Source organism: Lysobacter sp. Soil_C_15 (genome assembly GCF_057657315.1).
The window spans coordinates 57,312-76,215 of the sequence record NZ_JBDGIR010000006.1 but is presented as its reverse complement, the minus strand read 5'-3'; the positions used below and the strand labels follow the sequence as shown (position 1 = coordinate 76,215).

15 protein-coding genes are annotated in these 18,904 nt (G+C 69.4%); 7 read left to right on the top strand and 8 right to left on the bottom strand.

Annotated features, from left to right (window positions below; translation table 11 throughout):
* Positions 1–45: 45 nt before the first annotated feature.
* From AC3A57_RS15190 to AC3A57_RS15175, 4 genes are all read right to left on the bottom strand, one after another.
* Positions 46–987: a DUF4377 domain-containing protein gene (locus AC3A57_RS15190; protein ID WP_487579678.1), complete on the bottom strand. Its 942-nt coding sequence runs from the start codon at positions 985–987 to the stop codon at positions 46–48.
* A gap of 125 nt (positions 988–1,112) precedes the next feature.
* Positions 1,113–1,604, bottom strand: a complete 492-nt coding sequence (locus tag AC3A57_RS15185; protein ID WP_487579677.1) for an META domain-containing protein — start codon at positions 1,602–1,604, stop codon at positions 1,113–1,115.
* A 106-nt stretch (positions 1,605–1,710) separates the two neighbouring features.
* Positions 1,711–2,220, bottom strand: coding sequence for a DUF2750 domain-containing protein (locus AC3A57_RS15180; protein WP_487579676.1), 510 nt, complete (start codon positions 2,218–2,220; stop codon positions 1,711–1,713).
* A 19-nt stretch (positions 2,221–2,239) separates the two neighbouring features.
* Positions 2,240–3,046 (bottom strand): undecaprenyl-diphosphate phosphatase, encoded by an 807-nt coding sequence (locus AC3A57_RS15175; RefSeq protein ID WP_487579675.1) that lies wholly within the window; start codon positions 3,044–3,046, stop codon positions 2,240–2,242.
* A 299-nt stretch (positions 3,047–3,345) separates the two neighbouring features.
* Here AC3A57_RS15175 and glnA point away from each other — a divergent pair, with 299 nt between their 5' ends.
* From glnA to AC3A57_RS15155, 4 genes are all read left to right on the top strand, one after another.
* A complete protein-coding gene (glnA, locus tag AC3A57_RS15170) occupies positions 3,346–4,755 on the top strand; it encodes a type I glutamate--ammonia ligase (RefSeq protein ID WP_064749696.1) in 1,410 nt (469 codons plus the stop codon).
* A gap of 635 nt (positions 4,756–5,390) precedes the next feature.
* Positions 5,391–6,200: a TorF family putative porin gene (locus AC3A57_RS15165; RefSeq protein ID WP_487579674.1), complete on the top strand. Its 810-nt coding sequence runs from the start codon at positions 5,391–5,393 to the stop codon at positions 6,198–6,200.
* Between the two features lie 42 nt (positions 6,201–6,242).
* Positions 6,243–6,581, top strand: coding sequence for a P-II family nitrogen regulator (locus AC3A57_RS15160; protein WP_221670859.1), 339 nt, complete (start codon positions 6,243–6,245; stop codon positions 6,579–6,581).
* A 21-nt stretch (positions 6,582–6,602) separates the two neighbouring features.
* Complete coding sequence (locus AC3A57_RS15155) at positions 6,603–7,988, top strand: ammonium transporter (protein ID WP_487579673.1); 1,386 nt, start codon at positions 6,603–6,605, stop codon at positions 7,986–7,988.
* A gap of 42 nt (positions 7,989–8,030) precedes the next feature.
* Here AC3A57_RS15155 and AC3A57_RS15150 read toward each other — a convergent pair whose 3' ends face one another.
* Genes AC3A57_RS15150 through AC3A57_RS15140 form a run of 3 tightly spaced genes read right to left on the bottom strand, consistent with a single transcriptional unit; the run spans position 8,031 to position 10,591 of the window.
* Entirely contained in the window at positions 8,031–9,326 is a 1,296-nt protein-coding gene (locus AC3A57_RS15150) for a caspase family protein (RefSeq protein WP_487579672.1), read from the bottom strand.
* 9 nt (positions 9,327–9,335) lie between these two features.
* A complete protein-coding gene (locus AC3A57_RS15145; protein ID WP_487579671.1) occupies positions 9,336–10,019 on the bottom strand; it encodes a M23 family metallopeptidase in 684 nt (227 codons plus the stop codon).
* The gene (locus tag AC3A57_RS15140) at positions 10,016–10,591 is read right to left on the bottom strand and encodes a hypothetical protein (protein WP_487579670.1); all 576 of its coding nucleotides are present in this window, start codon (positions 10,589–10,591) and stop codon (positions 10,016–10,018) included. Before AC3A57_RS15140 ends, AC3A57_RS15145 begins: the two co-directional genes overlap by 4 nt.
* A 574-nt stretch (positions 10,592–11,165) precedes the next feature.
* Between AC3A57_RS15140 and AC3A57_RS15135 the strand changes: the two genes are divergently transcribed.
* The 3 genes from AC3A57_RS15135 (at position 11,166) to AC3A57_RS15125 (ending at position 17,651) form a co-directional block, all read left to right on the top strand.
* Complete coding sequence (locus tag AC3A57_RS15135; protein ID WP_487579669.1) at positions 11,166–12,533, top strand: S8 family peptidase; 1,368 nt, start codon at positions 11,166–11,168, stop codon at positions 12,531–12,533.
* 470 nt (positions 12,534–13,003) lie between these two features.
* A complete protein-coding gene (locus AC3A57_RS15130) occupies positions 13,004–15,682 on the top strand; it encodes a TonB-dependent receptor (protein ID WP_487579668.1) in 2,679 nt (892 codons plus the stop codon).
* Between the two features lie 406 nt (positions 15,683–16,088).
* Positions 16,089–17,651, top strand: coding sequence for a sodium/sugar symporter (locus AC3A57_RS15125; RefSeq protein WP_487579667.1), 1,563 nt, complete (start codon positions 16,089–16,091; stop codon positions 17,649–17,651).
* Positions 17,652–17,701: 50 nt separating this feature from the next.
* Here the strand turns inward: AC3A57_RS15125 and AC3A57_RS15120 are convergent, their stop codons facing one another.
* Positions 17,702–18,727: a LacI family DNA-binding transcriptional regulator gene (locus AC3A57_RS15120; RefSeq protein WP_487579666.1), complete on the bottom strand. Its 1,026-nt coding sequence runs from the start codon at positions 18,725–18,727 to the stop codon at positions 17,702–17,704.
* Positions 18,728–18,904: the final 177 nt, after the last annotated feature.

Here is an 18,904-nt window from a genome sequence, read left to right as displayed (position 1 = left end):
GCCGCGGGTCGGGTTCGCGCCGCGCGCGCGAGCGCGGCCGCCGCTTCACGGCGAGTCGTGGGGGGCTTCGCCGCCGACGCTGCCGTTGCGCTCGTCCGGCGGCGACGTCCAGGGGGTGGCGTGGTTCAGGACATAGGAACTCACCCAGCCGCCGCGCGATTTCAGCGGGTAATGGCGCAGCTCGACCCGTTCGTTCGTGCCGGAACGGTGTCGGTAGCCTTCGATCGGACCGTAGAAGCGATGCCAATCCCGGTTCGATGCCTGCGGTCCCGGCGCGCGGCGCAACTCGCGCACCCAAAGGCAGCTGGGCGCGGCGACCGGCAGACCGGCGCAATCGACGGGCTTCGCCGCGACCTCCAGCGTCGTTTCGATCGGCTTGCTGCCCCAGAACGCATCCTCGGTCTGCAAGACCAGATGGGTGCCGTTGCTGCTGACCAGGCGCAGGCGCTGGCGCACGCCCTGGCCGTCCAGGCGGTAACGGTAAGGCGGCCGCAAGTGCTCGTTCGCCGCATCCGAGGCCGCGAGCTGTAGCTGGCTCTCGCAGCCGACCGCCTGCTGGCCCTGCTCGAACACTTCGATGACGTCCTCGCGCAGCCGATAGTCGCCGAACCGCTCGCCGCACAGCCCGTCGACGGTCAGGCGCCCGTCGGTGTCGAATTCGAAGTGGATCTGCGAGAACCGGTTCGGTTGCAGCTCCGGCAGCGCGCGACCGTCGGCGGCGGTGGCGAGCAGGATCTGCCAACGGTAGCCGACCAGGCCCTGCGGCCCCGGATCGGGTTTCGGCGGCGGCGGGGGTGGCGTCACCGGCACCGGAGCCGCGCCCGCCCCGGCTGCGGCTTCGGGCTCGATCGCCGCTACCCCCGTCGCCGCGATCTGGCCGGGTGGCTCGCCGCTGCGGCTGCAGGCAACCGAAAGCAGGGCGACGGCCAGGGGCGCCAGATGCGCGAGGCGGCGATGGGCCGGACCGGAGAGCGATGGCGAGGGCATGGGTGCGTCCTGGGCGAAATGGCATAGCCTGGGCGCGTGGTTCATGCCGCGAAATAGCCTGGACGCGGCAAACCATGAGCCCGGTCACGTTGTCGCGGAAGAAAACGCTCGCGCGGCCGGCCGCTTCAGCGCGCCGGCGCCGCCGTCACGCCGATCAGCTCCATGCGCGCGCCATCGTCGGCGATCAGGTGCAACAGGGGCGCGCGGCCCTGCGTGTCGATGACGAAGCGCGTGTCGAGCAGCGGCTGGGCGAAGAAAGCCTCTTCCATCGCCTGACGGCGGCCGCAGCCTGCGACGGTCTGGATGCCGTCGACGGGGCCGCGCAAGATCCGGTCGCCTTCGATCCGGTAGCTGCCGCCTGAGGTATTGCAGGCACCCTGGTAGTGCAGGTTGCCGCGGTCGTCGAAGCGCACCCACAAGCCGCGCTTGCGCGCGCCTCGCAACGCGCGCACGGCGCGTCCCTGCGCGTCGCTGGCTCGCAACGGCTGCCAGACATAGGTTTTCAGCAGTTCGGCCTGGCTGGGCGCCGGCACGGATGGCCCAGGCGCGGGCACGGCTTCGGCCGCAACCACCGGCGCGCACGCCGCCAGGGCGGCGGCGAGCGAGAGAACGAGCACGATCCGGCGCAATGGCGAACCTCCCTGTCGTGGGGCCGGGCGCGCCGCGCGCCGGCCGGAACCGCGATCTTAGCCAGGCGGCGTCGCGCCGACCGGGCGCTGCGGCTCAGGACTCGGGTTTGGCGAACTTCTGCGTCAGCGCGCGCCGCGCCTGCTCCAGGTCGATGCCTTCGGCGGCGCTGTCGCCAGCCTCGTCCGCATCGCCGCCGCCGGCCTGGTCGGCGAGCACGGCATCCAGGTGGGCCAGCACCTGCGCCGGCGCGACCGCCGCGCATTGCCGCTGCGCATTCGGGAACACGCCGACCAGCACACCGTCCTGGTCCAGCGCCGGCGCCGCGCGCTCGCGCCAGACGGCCAGTTCGCGCGAGGCCGGCGCGTAGTCCTTGAGCTTGGCCGCCGAGGCCAGGCTGGCCTGCGCGGTCTCGGCCGAGGGCCATACCGGCAGCAGTTCCTGGCCGTCTTCGTCGAACAGGGTCAGCACGTAGTCGCCGGACACCGCGACCCACAGCCGGCCCTCGCGCGCCACCGCGTCCAGCCAGGCCGCGTAGCGTTCCGGCGCCGACAGTTCCTGGTAATCGAGCAGGCGTTGCGGATCGGATTCGTCGAGGTCGTGCATGGCGGGCTCCGGAAGGCGATCAGCTGCCCGACGGCATCAGCAGCAACAGCGCCGCGCCGAACACGAAGCGGTAGATCGCGAAAGCGGTGAAACGGTGGGTCTGGATATAGCGCAGCAGCCACTTCACCGCGATGAAGGCGGTCACCGCCGAGGCGATGAAGGCCACTCCGAGCGCATTCCAGTCCTCGTTCGCGGCCGCCGGCGTGCCGAGCACGTCGAGCAGTTCGTAGCCGGTGGCGGCGAACATGGTCGGGATGCCGACCAGGAAGGTGAACTCGGTCGCCGCGGCGCGGCTGGTGGTGCCGGCGAGCAGGGCGATGAAGATGGTCGCGCCCGAGCGCGAGGTGCCGGGGAACACGCCGGCGATCACCTGGGCGATGCCGACCAGGATCGCCACGGTCCAGGTGATCGCGCTGCGCTCGCCGAGCGCGGCGGCGCGCTTGGCGGCGAAATGCTCGGCCGCGATCATCCACACCCCGCCCAGCACCAGCGCCCAGGCGATCGGCAGGACCTGGTCGGGCAACTGGAAGCCGGCCTTCTTGACCGCGATGCCGAGCACCGCGGTGACGCCGAACGCGGCGCCGAGCTTGAACAGGTAGTCGCGGTTCTCGCGCCGGGAGAAGCCGGTGGCCAGTTGCCACAGCCGCTTCCAGTAGATCACCACCACCGCCAGGATCGCGCCGGCCTGGATCGAGATGTTGAACAGGTCCGAGCGGTGACCGAGCCAGTGCTGGGCGATCAGCAAGTGACCGGTGCTGGAAATCGGCAGGAATTCGGTGATGCCTTCGATGATGCCCAGGATCAGGGCGGCTAGCAGGTCGGTCATGCGTGGGGGCGGGGACTGGGGATGGGGATGGGGGTTCGGTTCGAGCCGCTGCGGTCGGGGGAGGCGCGGCGGCCGGTCAGGATAGCGGAAAGCATGTTGCACTAACTTGGTGCGAAACCCCGGTTTCGTGCATCCGGTTGGTGCGATCCTGGGCGGCGTACACGGCGAACTCCATCAAAAACAGCCGCTTGCGGCTCACGAAAACTTGGCATGCCGTTTGCTTCCGTTGTGGGCAGCGGCGCCAGCGCCCTCGCTACGCACCCATCCCCAATCTCGAATCCCCAATCCCGGATCCAGCCATGTCCCTCGAACACGTCGAAAAGCTCATCAAGGACCACAAGGTCGAATTCGTCGATCTGCGCTTCACCGACATGCGTGGCGTGCAGCACCACGTGACCTTCCCGAAGTCGATCGTCGAGCCGGCGCTGTTCGAGGACGGCAAGATGTTCGACGGCTCCTCGATCAGCGGCTGGAAGGGCATCAACGAGTCCGACATGATCCTGCTGCCGGATTCGACCACCGCGTTCCTGGATCCGTTCACCGCCGATCCGACCCTGGTCCTGACCTGCGACATCCTCGACCCGGCCACCATGCAGGCCTACTCGCGCGATCCGCGCGGCGTGGCCAAGCGCGCCGAGGCCTACCTGAAGTCCAGCGGCATCGCCGACCAGGCCTTCTTCGGTCCGGAACCGGAATTCTTCATCTTCGACTCGGTGCGTTACGCCAACGAGATGGGCCACACCTTCTTCCACATCGACTCGGAAGAGGCGCACTGGAATTCGGCGCGCGAATACGAAGGCGGCAACAGCGGCTACCGTCCGGGCATCAAGGGCGGCTACTTCCCGGTCGCTCCGCTGGACTCGCTGCACGACATCCGCGCCGAGATGTGCAAGACCCTGGAGCAGGTCGGCATCGAAGTCGAAGTGCACCACCACGAAGTGGCCAACGCCGGCCAGTGCGAAATCGGCACCAAGTTCAACTCGCTGGTCGCCAAGGCCGACGAGCTGCTGACGATGAAGTACATCATCAAGAACGTCGCCCACCGCAACGGCAAGACCGCGACCTTCATGCCCAAGCCGATCGTCGGCGACAACGGCAGCGGCATGCACGTGCACCAGTCCTTCGCCAAGGGCGGGGTCAACCTGTTCTCCGGCGACGGCTACGGCGGCCTGTCGCAGCTGGCGCTGTGGTACATCGGCGGCGTGTTCAAGCACGCGCGCGCGATCAACGCCTTCACCAACTCGGGCACCAACAGCTACAAGCGCCTGGTGCCGGGCTACGAAGCGCCGGTGATGCTGGCCTACTCGGCCCGCAACCGTTCGGCGAGCTGCCGCATTCCGTACGTGGCCAACCCGAAGGCGCGCCGCATCGAGATGCGCTTCCCCGACCCGATCCAGTCCGGCTACCTGACCTTCGCCGCGCTGATGATGGCCGGCCTGGACGGCATCAAGAACCAGATCGACCCGGGCGCGCCCAGCGACAAGGACCTGTACGACCTGCCGCCGGAAGAGGAGAAGGGCATCCCGACCGTGTGCCACTCGCTCGACCAGGCCCTGGAAGCGCTGGACAAGGACCGCGACTTCCTCAAGGCCGGCGGCGTGTTCACCGACGACTTCATCGACGGCTACATCGCGCTGAAGATGCAGGAAGTGACCAAGTTCCGCGCGGCGACTCATCCGCTCGAGTACCAGATGTACTACACGATCTAAGTCACGCAGTACGGACGCATCGCGGTCTTTGACCGGCGGATGTCCGGCCCGTCCCTGGCGGGTCGGGCGCTCACCGGGCCGGAATGCGCTTCAACGCATTCCGGAAAGCCCCCGGTTCGCCCGCTCGATTACCAGATGTACTACACGATCTAAGCCACCAAGCCTCCGCCATGAACGCCTTCGCCCCGCCACCGCCCGCTGTCCGACTGTGCCGCCCCGCTGCGGCGCGGCGCGAGGCGATGCGGCGGTGCGCGGCGGAGCGCGCGGCGAGGTGAAACGGCACACGGCCCGGGGCTAACGCTCCGGGCCGTGTCGCTTTCAGGGAACGAATTCCAAGCCGGGCGGCGCCACCCGCCCACCCCCGCCCGACGACGGCCCGCGGCCGCCGTCGCGGGAGCGGCTTGGCCGAAGAAATCCATGGCAAACGCGGCAAAGCGGCACCGGGCGGCACCGACACGAGACCGAAGAGTCCGGCGGCGCCAAGGCAAGCAGGCACGGCGACACAGGAGGAAGGACATCGCAGCGAGGCGGACCGCAGAGTCCGTCGCGCCACCGCCGCCGCATCCCGCGCAGGGGACCGGCGCACCGCAGCAATGACCGGGGAGGGGCCACCGCTTATGAGGAGTGCCTGTGTCATGTCACGCATCACGATCGCCAGCACCGAACATCGTCCTACCCGTCGCACCCGCACGGCGCGCGCGCACGCGCTCGCCCTGGCCGCGACGGCCGCCTTCGCGCTGCTCGCGGCGCCCGCCCATGCCGGCGTAACCGGCTCGGTCGCCCTGACCAGCGACTACCTGTTCCGCGGCGTATCGCAGACCGACCAGGATCCGGCCCTGCAGGGGGGCATCGAGTACGCCCACGACAGCGGCTTCTACGCCGGCGCCTGGGGCAGCAACGTCAGCTGGCTGTCCGACACGGTGGTGGTCGGCGACGACATCTCCAGCAGCCTGGAACTCGACGCCTACCTGGGCTACCGCGGCAAGGCCGGCGAGATCGTCTCCTACGACGTCGGCGTGCTGACCTACTACTACCCGGGCGACTACCCCTCCGGCTTCAACAGCCCCAACACCACCGAGATCTACCTCGGCGGTACGGTGGCGCCCTCGGACACGGTCTCGGTCGGGCTGAAGTACTCCTACGCCGTCACCGACCTGTTCGGCTACGCCGACTCCGACGGCTCGTCCTACCTCGACGCCAACCTCAACTGGACCTTCCAGCCCGGCTGGACGCTCAACCTGCACGGCGGCAAGCAGTGGATCGAGCACAACCAGGACTTCGAGTACGTCGACTGGAAGCTCGGCGTGACCAAGAGCTTCGACCACGGCTTCTCGGTCGCCGTCGCCTACAGCGGCACCGACGCCGAAGAGGCGCTGTACACCAATGCGCACGGCCATTTCCTTGCCGACGACGCCTTCGCCCTGACCCTGACCAAGGCGTTCTGACGCCTTGCGCCCCATCGTTCAAGAACTCCACGGAGCTGCGAGATGAAACTGATCACTGCGATCATCCGCCCGTTCAAGCTCGACGAAGTGCGCGAAGCGCTGACCGAAGTCGGCGTATCGGGCATCACCGTCACCGAAGTCAAAGGCTTCGGCCGGCAGAAGGGCCACACCGAGTTGTATCGCGGCGCCGAATACGTCGTCGATTTCCTGCCCAAGCTCAAGGTCGAGTGCGCGGTGCCCGACAGTCTGCTCGACGCCGCGCTGGAAGCGATCCAGAACGCCGCGCGCACCGGCAAGGTCGGCGACGGCAAGATCATCGTCCTGCCGGTCGAGGCGACGGTGCGGATCCGCACCGGCGAACTCGACGACGACGCTCTCTGACCCCTCACGCGAGATACGACCATGAAGTACACGACGATCGAATCCCGCTCGCGCGAGCGGTCCCCCCATGCCTCGGCCCGGGCCTGGGCCCTGGCCGCGGCGCCGGCGTTGGCTTGGCTCGCCTCCGGCGCCGCGCGCGCCCAGGACGCGGCCGCCGCGGCCGCGCCGACGGTCGACAAGGGCGATGTGGCCTGGATGCTGACCTCGACCCTGCTGGTGCTGTTGATGACGGTGCCGGGCCTGGCCCTGTTCTACGGCGGCCTGGTGCGCTCCAAGAACGTGCTGTCGGTGCTGATGCAGGTGCTGGCGGTATTCTCGCTGATCGTGCTGCTGTGGGTCAGCTACGGCTATTCGCTGGCCTTCGCCGGCGGCAACGCCTGGATCGGCAGCTTGGACAAGCTGTTCCTCAAGGGCATCGACAAGACCTCGCTGGCGGCGACCTTCAGCGCCGGCGTGGCGTTGCCGGAATACGTGTTCGTGGCGTTCCAGTCGACCTTCGCCGGCATCACCGGCGCGCTGATCGTCGGCGCCTTCGCCGAACGGATCAAGTTCTCCGCGGTGCTGCTGTTCGCGGCGATCTGGTTCACCTTCGCCTACCTGCCGATCGCGCACATGGTCTGGTACGGGCCGGACGGCTTCCTGTTCGCCAAGGGCGCGATCGACTTCGCCGGCGGCACGGTGGTGCACATCAACGCCGGCATCGCCGGTCTGGTCGGCGCCTACTTCGTCGGCAAGCGGGTCGGCTACGGGCGTGAGGCGATCAAGCCGCACAACGTCGCCTACACCATGATCGGCGCTTCGCTGCTGTGGGTGGGCTGGTTCGGCTTCAACGCCGGCTCCAACCTGGAAGCGAACGCCGGCGCGGCCCTGGCCTTCCTCAATACCCTGCTCGCCACCGCCGCCGCGGCGCTGGCCTGGAGCCTGGTCGAGGCGGTGATCAAGGGCAAGCCGTCGATGCTCGGCGGCGCCTCGGGCGTGGTCGCCGGGCTGGTCGCGGTGACCCCGGCCTGCGGCACGGTCGGGCCGTTCGGCGCGATCGCGATCGGCGCGATCGCCGGCGCGGCCTGCGTGTGGGGCGTGCACGGACTCAAGCGCCTGCTGCGCGCCGACGACGCGCTCGACGTGTTCGGCGTGCACGGCCTGGGCGGGATCATCGGCGCCCTGCTCACCGGCGTGTTCAGCGCGCCCGCGCTGGGCGGCTTCGGCCTCGGCGCCGGCAACGACAGCATCCTCGAGCAGGTCGGCGTGCAGGCGCTCAGCGTCGGCATCACCGTGGTCTGGTCGGGCGCGGTGTCGGTGCTCGCCTTCGTCCTGGTCAAGGCCGTCACCGGCCTGCGCGTGGCCGAAGAGGCCGAGCGCGAGGGCCTGGACATCACCAGCCACGGCGAATCGGCGTACGAGAGCTGATCGCGCGGCGCGCCGGCCCGGCTCCGCGCCGGGCCGGCGCGCTCAGTCGGTGGGGCAGGCGCGCAAGGCTTCGACCTGCTCGCGGCTGAGCCGGTCGGCGCCGTTCGCGCGCAGGCCGGGGCCGCCCAGCCAGGTGGTGGTCAGCACTTCCAGCTGCAGCGGCTTGCGCCGGTAATCGCGGAACGGAAGGATCGCCTGCAGGGCGACGCCACGATCGAGCAAGGCCAGGGCCAGGGTGCGGATCGCCGCGCCCGGCGTGTCCGGCCCGCAGGCGATGGCGTTGGTATGCAGGCGCTCGGGCAACTGGGCGCGGGTCTTGCGGTAGGGAATGCCGCTACGGCTGAGCGCATCGTGGATCGTCGGGCCGTCGGCGATCTTCTGGTAATAGACCACGTCGATGCCGCGGAACACCGCCATCTCGGCGCGGTCCGGCTCGCCGAGCAAACGCGCCTGCGCGCCGCGGGTGCCGTCGCCGCCCGGCGCGCGCGCGCGGATCGGCGCCGTGGCCTGCATGCCGCTGGGCTTGAACAGCACGTCGCCCTGCTGGAATTCCTTCAGCGTCGAGGAGCCGTATTGCGGCGTCTGCCGGCCGAGCCGGGTGATCTCGGCCTTGAGCCAGTAGCCCAGTTCGTTGCCGGTGACGATGCCGTCGGGGTAGGTGTCGGCGGCGCCGGCGATGCCCTCGATGAACTTGACCGCGAAATCGCTGCGCGCCGGCACCTGGTCGCTGGCGCTGCCGGAACTGATGAACTGGCGCACCGCCTTGTCGGCGTTGTTGAGGAACAGCTCGCCCGGCCGCAGGTTGGCGCGGGTCAGGAACACCGCGCCGGAGAAGCAGCTGTCGAACACCATCATCACGTGCTTGGCCGGCGACTGCTTGGACCAGTTGGAGATGTCCTCCAGGCTGACCATGTGATCGAGAAAGCCGGGCTCGCCTTCCAGCGGGTTGTCGACCGGCAGGACGAAGCCGGTGAAACGGCGGTCGGTATGGCCGTGCGCGGCGACGAACAGCAGCAGGCGGGTGTCGCGCGGCACCGGCTGGTAGAGGAAAGCGCGGATGCGCTGACCCAGTTCGGCGCCGCCCAGGTCGGCGACCAGATCGACCTGGTCGAAGCCTTGCTGCAACAGCGCATCGCGCAGGTTGCTGGTTTCTTCCGGCACGGTTTCCAGCGCCGGCCAGGGGCGGTAGCGCGACTGGCCGATCACCAGCGCGCGGCTATGGCCGTAGACGGTAACCTCGCCGGTGGTCGAGGCCACGGTCAACTCGCCGGCCTGCGCCGGCGCGGCCGCCAGCAGCAGCGCCAGCCAGCCCGACCGCAGCAGCGCACGCGCGTTCACGGCCGCGCCTCAGGGCCGTCCGGCCAACAGCCGTTCGTAGGCGGCGCGCAGGCTGCTGTACGGCGGCACGAACAGCACCTGGCCGCGGCCGCCGACGCGCACGCTGTCCTTGATGTCGAAGTGCAGGTGAATGGTGGTCGCGGCGCCGCCGAAGTCGTTGGACACCTTGCCGATGCGCGCGCCGCGCGCGACCGCGTCGCCGCGGCGCACCGCCAGGTCGTCCATTTCCAGATGCAGATAGCGGTAGACGGTGCCGGCGGGAGTTTGCAGGCTGACGCTGTACTTGCCGATCTGCACGATCTTGCCGGCCTCGGCCGCGACGGCCCAATGCTGGCCGGCCTTGCAGGTGGCCGGGCGGATGTCCTGGCCCTGGTGGCCCTGGCCCGAGGGGCACAGCGGCATGCCCCAACTGCGCGACTCGCAGAAGTTGTCGCGCCAGGGATAGCTGTAGTTGGCGCGGTCGCACTGCCCGCCGGCCGGGCCTTTGCTGCCGCCCTTGCGCCAAACCTGCGAGTTCAGGAACGCCGGCGCCTTCTCGATCGGAAAGCGGATGTCGCGCAGGTAGACGTTGCCGTCGGCGACCCCGCGGCCGGAGCCGGCTTCGAGTTGGCCGGGCGGCGAGAACGCCGGCTCGTCCTGGGCCCATGCGGCCGCGCTGGCCAGCCAGGCGGCGAGGATCAGCCATCGTTTCATCGTGCCCGCCCTCCGACCGCGACCAGGCTCTCGGCGATCTTGCGCAGGAATTCGTCCTTGCGGCAGCGCGCATCGTCGAGTTCGTCGCAGGCCAGCCGCAACACGTACGACGCGCCGTAGCGCAGGAAGCTCAGGTCGGCGCCGTACTCGTAGCTCTCGAACACGTAGGCCGGCGCGTCGCTGGCCAGCAACCCGGCGAGCGGCGCGTCTTCGGCCACCGCCAGCGCCGAGGCCGCGCCCAGCACCACCAGGTCGGCGCCGTCGAGCGGATAGTCCGCGGCGTAGGCGCGGCCCTGCTCGATCAGCGACGGCGCCGCGCGCACCGAGTCCTGGTCCGGCACCAGCACCGGCAGGGCGATGCGGTCCAGGGTCTGCTGCAGGGCCGGCGCGGAGCGCAACTGGGCGACGGTGGCGCGGTCGCCGCTGTCGGCGCCAGGACCGTCGGCGGCGCGGATGTCGGCCTGCGCCTGCGGCCAGTCGATCTTCGCCTCGACCCGCTCGGCGGCGTCCGCCGCCGGCGCGGCCAGCCATAGCGCCGGCAAGAGCAGCATCAGCCATCGCGGTTCGGCCATGAAACGCACTCCGGTTCGGGCAGGCGAGCTTGGGCAGGCGCGCGTTGCTCAGCCAATTCGCGCGGACGAACTCGGCCGAGCGCTCGCACTGCGGTCCGGCGACGCGCGCCGGGGCACACGCGTGGAACGGGCCGGGGGCCGGCACGTGAACCCGGCACGTGAACCCCGCCGCGCGCCGGCGCCTGTGGCGGCTCACCGAAACCAACGCAAGTCCGGCGCCGGCCCGGACATCGGCGCGCCCATCCCACTCTCGGTTGCGCCGCCGGCGCGGCCCGGTTTGCGACGGTCGCGTCCGCGCCGGCGAGGGACGCGCGCGCGGCCGACCCGGCGCCGGGCGTGATCGCAATTGCCATGCCAAGCCACGGAACCGATGTGACGAATAGTCGTTTTGTCGTTGTCGAATAAATATTCCCGCCTAGGCTGCCTAGCCCGGATGCATAGCGCTGCATCCGCCACGACGTCCGGACGCAATCGCGGAAGGCAGCCGTATCCCCATCGTCGATCGCGAGAGAACCAGGACGGTTCGCCGCATCCCTGCGGCCAAACGAAACGAAACCTCACGGGAGTTTCGCCAATGTCTCAGCAATCCAAGCGCAATCTCCGCCGCCACGCGCTGGCGGCCGCCACCCTCGCCCTCGTCGCCGCGCCCGCCTTCGCCGCCGAGCGCGTCAACCTGAGCAGCCTCGATCCGGATCGTCCGGTCGAGGGCTTCATCGTCGCCTACAAGTCCGGCTCGCCGGGCAAGGCCGCCGACTTCCAGCACCGCCTCGATCGCGCCGTCGCCGCGCTCGGCAAGAAGAGCCTGAGCATCAAGCACGCGCGCTCGGTATCGACCGGCGCCGAACTGGTCGAGACCAGCCGTCCGCTCGACGTCGCCGAAGCGACCACGCTGATGCAGCACATCGCCGCCGACCCGAACGTCGAATACGTCGAGCCGAACTCGATCTTCCATCCGGCGCTGACCCCGAACGACCCCAGCTATCCCTCGCAGTGGGGCCTGCACGGCACCTGGGGCATCCGCGCCAATACCGGCTGGGACAACGGCTACCAGGGCCAGGGCGAAATCATCGCCGTGCTCGACACCGGCATCACCAACCATCCCGACCTGGTCGCCAACCTGACCTCGCCGCGCGGCTACGACTTCATCACCAACGCCACCACCGCCAACGACGGCGGCGGGCGCGACAGCGACCCCAGCGATCCGGGCGACTGGTGCTCGCCGAACCCGTCCAGCTGGCACGGCACCCACGTCACCGGCATCGCCGCCGCGGTCACCAACAACGCCACCGGCGTTGCCGGCACCGCGTTCCGCGCCAAGGTGCTGTCGGCGCGCGTGCTCGGCAAGTGCGGCGGCACCCTGGTCGACATCGCCGATGCGATCACCTGGGCCTCCGGCGGCACCGTCGCCGGCGTGCCGGCGGTGGGCGTCAACAAGGCCGGGGTGATCAACCTCAGCCTCGGCGGCGGCGGCGCCTGCAGCTCGACCTTCCAGAACGCGATCAACGGCGCGGTGTCGCGCGGCACCACGGTGGTGGTCGCGGCCGGCAACAGCAACGCCGACGCGCGCAACTTCCAGCCGGCCAGCTGCGCCAACGTGATCACCGTCGGCGCGACCACCTCCAACGGCGTGCGTGCCAGCTTCTCCAACCACGGCCCGGCGGTGGACGTCGCCGCGCCGGGCGCGAGCATCCTGTCGACCTTGAACACCGGCACCACCACCCCGGGCGCGGCCAGCTACGCCAACTACAGCGGCACCTCGATGGCGGCGCCGTTCGTCGCCGGCATCGTCGCGCTGATGCGCTCCAAGCCCGCGGCGGCGCCGTCGCCGGCCGGGATCGAGTCCATCATCAAGGCCAACATCACGCCGTTCCCGGTCGCGCAGGTGCCGACCATCGGTACCGGCATCGCCAATGCCGACGCGGCGACCGACGCCACGCCGTAAGCGATCGCCTGTTGCCACCGTTCCATCGCGAGCCCCGGCTGCGGCCGGGGCTCGCGCTTGCGCCGGCGCCGCGCGCCTGCGCGACTCGCGCGGACGCATGATGCACTGCGCCATGCGGTGGTCGCGCCGGCACATCTGCCGGCCGACGACGCACACTCGAAACCGATTCGACTTTGGTCGAACCCGAGCCGTCGGCGAGCGCGTCTGTAACCGCTTACGCCGAGCCCGTACAAGCGCTTGCGTGATTGCAGTCACGCTTGCTGGCGCCGGCGATGCCGCTCGCGTCGCGCAACGGCCGCCGCCCGCAACCATGCTGCGCCGCCACATCGTGTCCATGAAATTGACAGCGCTGTCATAGTCGGGCTACATCGGCCGCGCATCGTCGTCCGCGGCGACGGGCCCGGCCCGGAACCGCGCGCGCCACAGACCACAGCAGCGGCCGCCGGCCGACCCCCGGGAGGGATGTTCTGATGACCGTGTCCAGCAGCGCGCGCCTGCGCGATTCGAGCCTGAGCTTGGCGATCTGTTCGGTGCTGCTGGCCGCGCCGGCCTGGGCCCAGCAGGCCGCGCCGGCCGCGCCAACGGACGAGGCCGCGACCGACCGCGACGCCACCGACCTGGATTCGGTGATCGTCACCGTCGAGCGGCGCGAGCAGAGCCTGCAGAAGTACGCCGGTACCGCCCAGGCGTTGTCGCAGGACGACCTGCGCGGGCTGGGCATCAACAACGAACTGCGCCAGATGCAGGTCGCCGTGCCCGGCCTGAGCATCGCCAATCAGGAGGGCGCGACCGAGGTCTTCATCCGCGGCGTCGGCTCGTCCAACAACACCGAACTCGGCGACCCCGGCGCCGCACCGCACGTCAACGGCGCCTACATCCCGCGCCCGCGCGGCCTGGGCGGGATGTTCTACGACCTGGAGCGGGTCGAGATCAACAAGGGCCCGCAGGGCACCCTGCGCGGCCGCAACGCGCTGGCCGGCACCCTCAACATCGTCACCAAGAAGCCCGAGCTCGGCGGCGAATTCGGCGGCTACGTGCAGGGCGAGGTCGGCAATCGCGAACAGCGCGGTTACGAGACCGCGCTGAACTTCCCGCTCGGCGACTACGCCGCGCTGCGCTTCGCCGGCTACCACATCGAGAAGGAGGCCGGGTTCGAGAACGTCGGCCTGTGGCGGCACATCGAGCCGGCCGGAATCCAGGACGACCATGCCGGCCGCCTGTCGTTCCTGTACGAGCCCGACGACAAGCTGTCGGTGTTCGCGATGCTCGACGTCGGCCGCGAACGCGGCACCGGCTACCCGGGCGCGAACCTGTTCCGCGCCGCCCAGGAGGGCTACAAGGCCGACGACATCGAGTTGCGCGACATCCTCTACCGCGGCGTGCAGGGCAAGGTCGACAACAAGCTGTGGGGCTTCCAGGGCACGGTGCGCTACGACTTCGGCCCGGTCAACCTGGAGTACAACGGCAGCTACCGCGACGTCGACTATTTCCAGATCAATTCCGCTTCCGACGGCAATACCTGGCCCGGACGCGACCTGCGCGAGCGCCCGCCCGGCCAGCCGGCGAGCTGGGGCGGGATCGACTACGACAACTTCGGCACCAACTACCTGCAGGCGCGTTCGCAGGCGCAGACCCACGAACTGCGCCTGTCCTCGGCCGACGACGCGCGGTTCCGCTGGACCACCGGCGGTTTCTACTTCCACGAGAAGCAGCAGGTCGGCTTCATCGCCCTGGCCGACAAGGGCGCGTTCTACTCGGGCACCGAGTTCACTATGCCCGACGTCGACGGCAAGTCCTGGGCGGTGTTCGGCGACGGCACCTTCGACGTCAACGAGAGGTTCCGGGTCAAGGGCGGGCTGCGCTATACCGACGAACGCAAGTCGCGCGACGGCATCGGCGGCAACTGGACCATCGGCCTGGGCGGCGAGGGCGGGGTATTCCAGACCCGTCTGGGCACCGAAGGCTTCATGCCGACACTGCTCGACCGGCCCAGCTTCGACGTCTCCGGCCTGACCAGCAACGCCGACATGGCCCGCTTCCTGCTCCAGGGCATCCTGCGCGCCGGCGCCCGCGACACCATGCAGCAACAGCTGCAGGGCATCGTCGACGGATCGCGTCCCAACGGCACCTGCGTCGACCGGCCCGACACCGGCGGCAACAGCGTCGACTGCCCGGCCAACGGCCAGCACAGCTTCCTGGTGCTCGGCGTGCCGTCGCCGCAGCACGGCTCCAGCGCCTTCGACTTCCTCGACTGGCGAATCGGCTTCGAGTACGACCTGACCCCGCGCAATCTGATGTACGCCACCGTCTCCACCGGTCACAAGGCCGGCGGCTTCAACGACAGCTTCGACGTCAACGTCATTCCCGAGACCTACAAGCCGGAGAAGCTGACCGCGCTGGAGATCGGTTCGAAGAACTCGTTCGACTTCCTCGGACGCACATCGACCTTCAACATCAGCGGCTTCTACTACGACTACGCCGACCAGGTGTTCCAGGACCTGAGCGTGATCGCGTTCAACCCCGACGGCGAGGCCACCGGCTTCGCCCTGGTCAACCGCAACGTCGGCAAGTCCGAGCTGTACGGCCTGGAGGCCGAAAGCCGGCTGCGCTTCGGCGCCGGCTTCACCCTCGACCTCAACGCGCTCTACCTGCAGACCAAGATCAAGCGCGGCGTGGTCGCCGACGTGCGCAGCCAGGACTTCGGCAACGGCGGCATCACCTCGCAGATCGACCTGACCGGCAACGAGCTGCCGCTGTCGTCGCGCTTCACCCTCAACGCGCGCCTGCAGCAGGCGATCGAGTTCGCCCGCGGCACCTTCGACTGGCAGATCCTCGCCGCTTACCGCTCCTCGTTCTTCCTGACCCAGTACAACGACCGCGACGTCACCTTCCTGCGCGACACCGCCGGCACGGTCGACCGGGTCGAGGACTCGGCCACGGCCGGCTTCCCCGACGAGCAACCCGGCTTCACCCAGATCAACGCCGGCGCCGGCTTCACCACCCTCGACGGCGCCTGGCGGTTCGAGGTCTGGGGCAGCAACCTGACCAACAAGGACGTGTCGCAAAAGGCCCTGGTCGGTTCCGGGGTCAACGTGCGCTTCCTCAACGACGCGCGCAGCTACGGCGTGCGCGTGCGCTGGAACTTCTGATGGCCGGATCGCGTCGCAAGCCCTTCGCCCCGTCCCGCGTTCCGCTCCGCGGCGTGCGGGCGGGACGGCGGGGCATCCGGGCGGGCGCGGACACAGCACCCTTAGCGTCACCTTCGGGCAGTCGTTCCCGCAAAAGCGGTAATCCAGAGGCTTCAGCGTCAGGCCTCGGTGGGGCCCTGGATTCCCGCTTTCGCGTGAATGACGTCGAGCGGTTTTCGCGGTCGCTGGCTGCTGCCGCGCGCGGGCGCTGCGCACGCAAATCGTCCTCGGCCCGATTCGACCCGCCGAAAACCGTTCCCGACTTCATTGCAATCGAATTCTTGCCCGAAAACTCCGTTGCGCCGTGGCCAAGCCCGGCGGCGGCCGGTAGAACGGCAGGCACCGCGCAGCCATTCTCCGGAGCCGCATGAAACTCTCCCTGCTCGATACCCTGATCGTCCTGGTCTACCTGGCCGGCGTGTTCGCCCTCGCGCAGTGGGTCTCGCGCGAGAAAGGCGGGCACGAGAAAACCGCCAAGGACTACTTCCTGGCCAGCAAGGCGCTGCCGTGGTGGGCTATCGGCGCGTCGCTGATCGCGGCCAACATCTCCGCCGAACAGATCATCGGCATGTCCGGCTCGGGCTACGCGCTGGGCCTGGCGATCGCCTCCTACGAGTGGATGGCGGCGGCGACCCTGCTGGTGGTCGGCAAGTTCTTCCTGCCGGTGTTCCTGCGCAACGGCATCTACACCATGCCGCAGTTCCTGGAAGAGCGCTACGGCAACCGCATCCGCACCCTGATGGCGGTGTTCTGGCTCGGCCTGTACGTGTTCGTCAACCTGACCTCGATCCTGTGGCTGGGCTCGATCGCGGTGGCCCAGGTCACCGGCATGGACCAGTTCCTGGCCCTGGCCCTGCTCGGCGCGTTCGCCCTGGCCTATCAGCTCTACGGCGGGCTCAAGGCGGTGGCGTTGACCGACATCGTCCAGGTCACTTTGCTGGTGCTCGGCGGGCTGATGGTGGCGGCGCTGACCCTGGGCAAGATCGGCGGCGACGCCGGCATCCTGGCCGGCTTCAAGACCCTGTGGGCCGCGCATCCGGATCACTTCAAGATGATCCTGTCGCCCGACAATCCGCACTACAAGGACCTGCCCGGCATCGGCGTGCTGCTCGGCGGACTGTGGGTGATGCACGTGAGCTACTGGGGCTTCAACCAGTACATCATCCAGCGCGCGCTGGCGGCCAAGGACCTGCGCGAGGCGCAGAAGGGCATCGTGTTCGCCGCCGCTTTGAAGATCATCCTGCCGATCATCGTGGTGTTGCCGGGCATCGCCGCGGTGATGCTGGCGCCGAACCTGCCGCGCTCCGACGACGCCTACCCGGCGATGATGGCGCTGCTGCCGACCGGCGTGCTCGGGCTGGTGTTCGCCGCCCTGGTCGCGGCGATCGTGGCCTCGCTGGCGTCGAAGATCAATTCGGTCGCGACCATCTTCACTCTCGACTTCTACGCCAAGCGCCGGCCCGACGCCTCGGAGCGGCAGCTGGTGCGGATCGGCCGGCTGACCGCGGCGGCGGCGATCGCGATTGCGATCCTCACCGCGCGCCCGCTGATCGGCGGCTTCGACCAGGGTTTCCAGTACATCCAGGAATACACCGGTTTCTTCACTCCGGGCATCGTGGTGATCTTCGTGCTCGGCCTGTTCTGGAAGCGCGCCAACGAGGCCGGCGCGCTGGCCGCGGCGCTGGGCTCGTTCCTGCTCTCGATCGCGCTGAAGCTGGCCTGGCCGGAGCTGCCGTTCGTGAACCGGGTCGGGCTGGTGTTCCTGCTCGCCGCCGCGCTGGCGGTGACGGTGTCGCTGGCGACGCGTTCGGGCGCCGGGGTCGACCGCATCCGCCACGACGGCGTGGGCTATGCGACGGCGCCCTCGTTCAACATCGCCGCGGTCGCCGTGCTGGCGATCCTGATCGCGCTGTACGCCGTGTTCTGGTGAGGACGGTGCGGTCCGCCATGCGCGGCGCCGGTGCCGCGCAGCCGCTGCTTTCAGCGCCGGCGCGCGCGCGCCTTGCCGACCGGGCCGGTGGACTGGCGCAGTTGCAGTTCGTAGGCGGCGACGATCATCTGCCCGTCCTCGGGCGACTTGATCCGTTTGAACAATTCGTGGGTCGCCAGCCGGCCCATCTCGCGGGTGGGCTGGCGCACCGTGGTCAGCGGCGGATAGATCTGGCGCGCGATCGGGGTGTCGTCGAACCCGCATACCGACACGTCGCCGGGAATCGACAGGCCCATTTCGCTGGCGGTGCGGATGGTGCCGGCGGCCATGTCGTCGTTGGCGGCGAAGATCGCGGTCGGCGGGTCGGGCATCAGCAGCAGGCGCTGGGCGCAGATCGCGCCGGTGTCGTAGTGGAAGTCGCCCTCCACCACCAGCGCCGGGTCGTACTCGATGCCGGCCGCGGCCAGCCCGTCGCGGTAGCCGTTCAGGCGCCACTGGCTGGCGCCGTGTTCGGGATGGCCCTTGATATGGGCGATGCGGCGGTGACCGAGCGAGATCAGGTGGGCCATCATTTCGCGCACCGCGCGCTCCTCGTCGAGGATCACGCCGATGCGCCCGCTGCGCAGCTTGGGCGAGATGTTGGCGTAGGGAATGCCGAGCTGGCCCAGGCGCTTCATCAGCCCCGGGTGGTCGGTCAGCGGCGGAGTCAGCACCAGGCCGTCGGCGCGCGAGCGCTGCACGATCTCGTCGACGTGGGTCACCAGCTTGCGCTCGCCGTAGGTGACCGGGGCGAGCATCAGGTTGTAGTGCTGGGCGATGCAGGCGTCGAGCATGCCGGCCTGCACTTCCATCAGGTAGTTGCTGGACGGGTTGTCGTACAGCAGCGCGACCAGGAACGAGCGCTGTCCGGCCAGGCTGCGCGCCGACGGGTTGGGGCGGTACTGGAGCTTGCGCGCAGCGGCCTCGACGCGCTTGCGCGTCTCCTCGCTGACATTGGGTTCCTGGTTGAGCACGCGCGAAACGGTCTTCATCGACACGCCTGCCGCGTCCGCCACGTCTTCGATTCGCACCCGCATGAGTCGCCGATTCCCTGTCGCGTGTTGGGCGCATTCTGCCAGAACCGGCGGCGGATGCCCGCGCCGCGGCGATTCCGGTTCCGCCGCGCGGATGCAGCGTCCGTCCGGCATGCCCACACGGTGCATCCACACGGTACGTCCACACGGTACGTCCACACGGTACATCCATCGATTCCC

What these genes read in the sequence shown, in the direction of transcription:
- AC3A57_RS15190 (WP_487579678.1), bottom strand. Translation starts at nt 987, where the DNA reads ATGCCCTCGCCATCGCTCTCCGGTCCGGCCCATCGCCGCCTCGCGCAT.
- AC3A57_RS15180 (WP_487579676.1), bottom strand. Translation starts at nt 2,220, where the DNA reads ATGCACGACCTCGACGAATCCGATCCGCAACGCCTGCTCGATTACCAG.
- AC3A57_RS15175 (WP_487579675.1), bottom strand. Translation starts at nt 3,046, where the DNA reads ATGACCGACCTGCTAGCCGCCCTGATCCTGGGCATCATCGAAGGCATC.
- glnA (WP_064749696.1), top strand. Translation starts at nt 3,346, where the DNA reads ATGTCCCTCGAACACGTCGAAAAGCTCATCAAGGACCACAAGGTCGAA.
- AC3A57_RS15165 (WP_487579674.1), top strand. Translation starts at nt 5,391, where the DNA reads ATGTCACGCATCACGATCGCCAGCACCGAACATCGTCCTACCCGTCGC.
- AC3A57_RS15160 (WP_221670859.1), top strand. Translation starts at nt 6,243, where the DNA reads ATGAAACTGATCACTGCGATCATCCGCCCGTTCAAGCTCGACGAAGTG.
- AC3A57_RS15155 (WP_487579673.1), top strand. Translation starts at nt 6,603, where the DNA reads ATGAAGTACACGACGATCGAATCCCGCTCGCGCGAGCGGTCCCCCCAT.
- AC3A57_RS15145 (WP_487579671.1), bottom strand. Translation starts at nt 10,019, where the DNA reads ATGAAACGATGGCTGATCCTCGCCGCCTGGCTGGCCAGCGCGGCCGCA.
- AC3A57_RS15140 (WP_487579670.1), bottom strand. Translation starts at nt 10,591, where the DNA reads ATGGCCGAACCGCGATGGCTGATGCTGCTCTTGCCGGCGCTATGGCTG.
- AC3A57_RS15135 (WP_487579669.1), top strand. Translation starts at nt 11,166, where the DNA reads ATGTCTCAGCAATCCAAGCGCAATCTCCGCCGCCACGCGCTGGCGGCC.
- AC3A57_RS15130 (WP_487579668.1), top strand. Translation starts at nt 13,004, where the DNA reads ATGACCGTGTCCAGCAGCGCGCGCCTGCGCGATTCGAGCCTGAGCTTG.
- AC3A57_RS15125 (WP_487579667.1), top strand. Translation starts at nt 16,089, where the DNA reads ATGAAACTCTCCCTGCTCGATACCCTGATCGTCCTGGTCTACCTGGCC.
- AC3A57_RS15120 (WP_487579666.1), bottom strand. Translation starts at nt 18,727, where the DNA reads ATGCGGGTGCGAATCGAAGACGTGGCGGACGCGGCAGGCGTGTCGATG.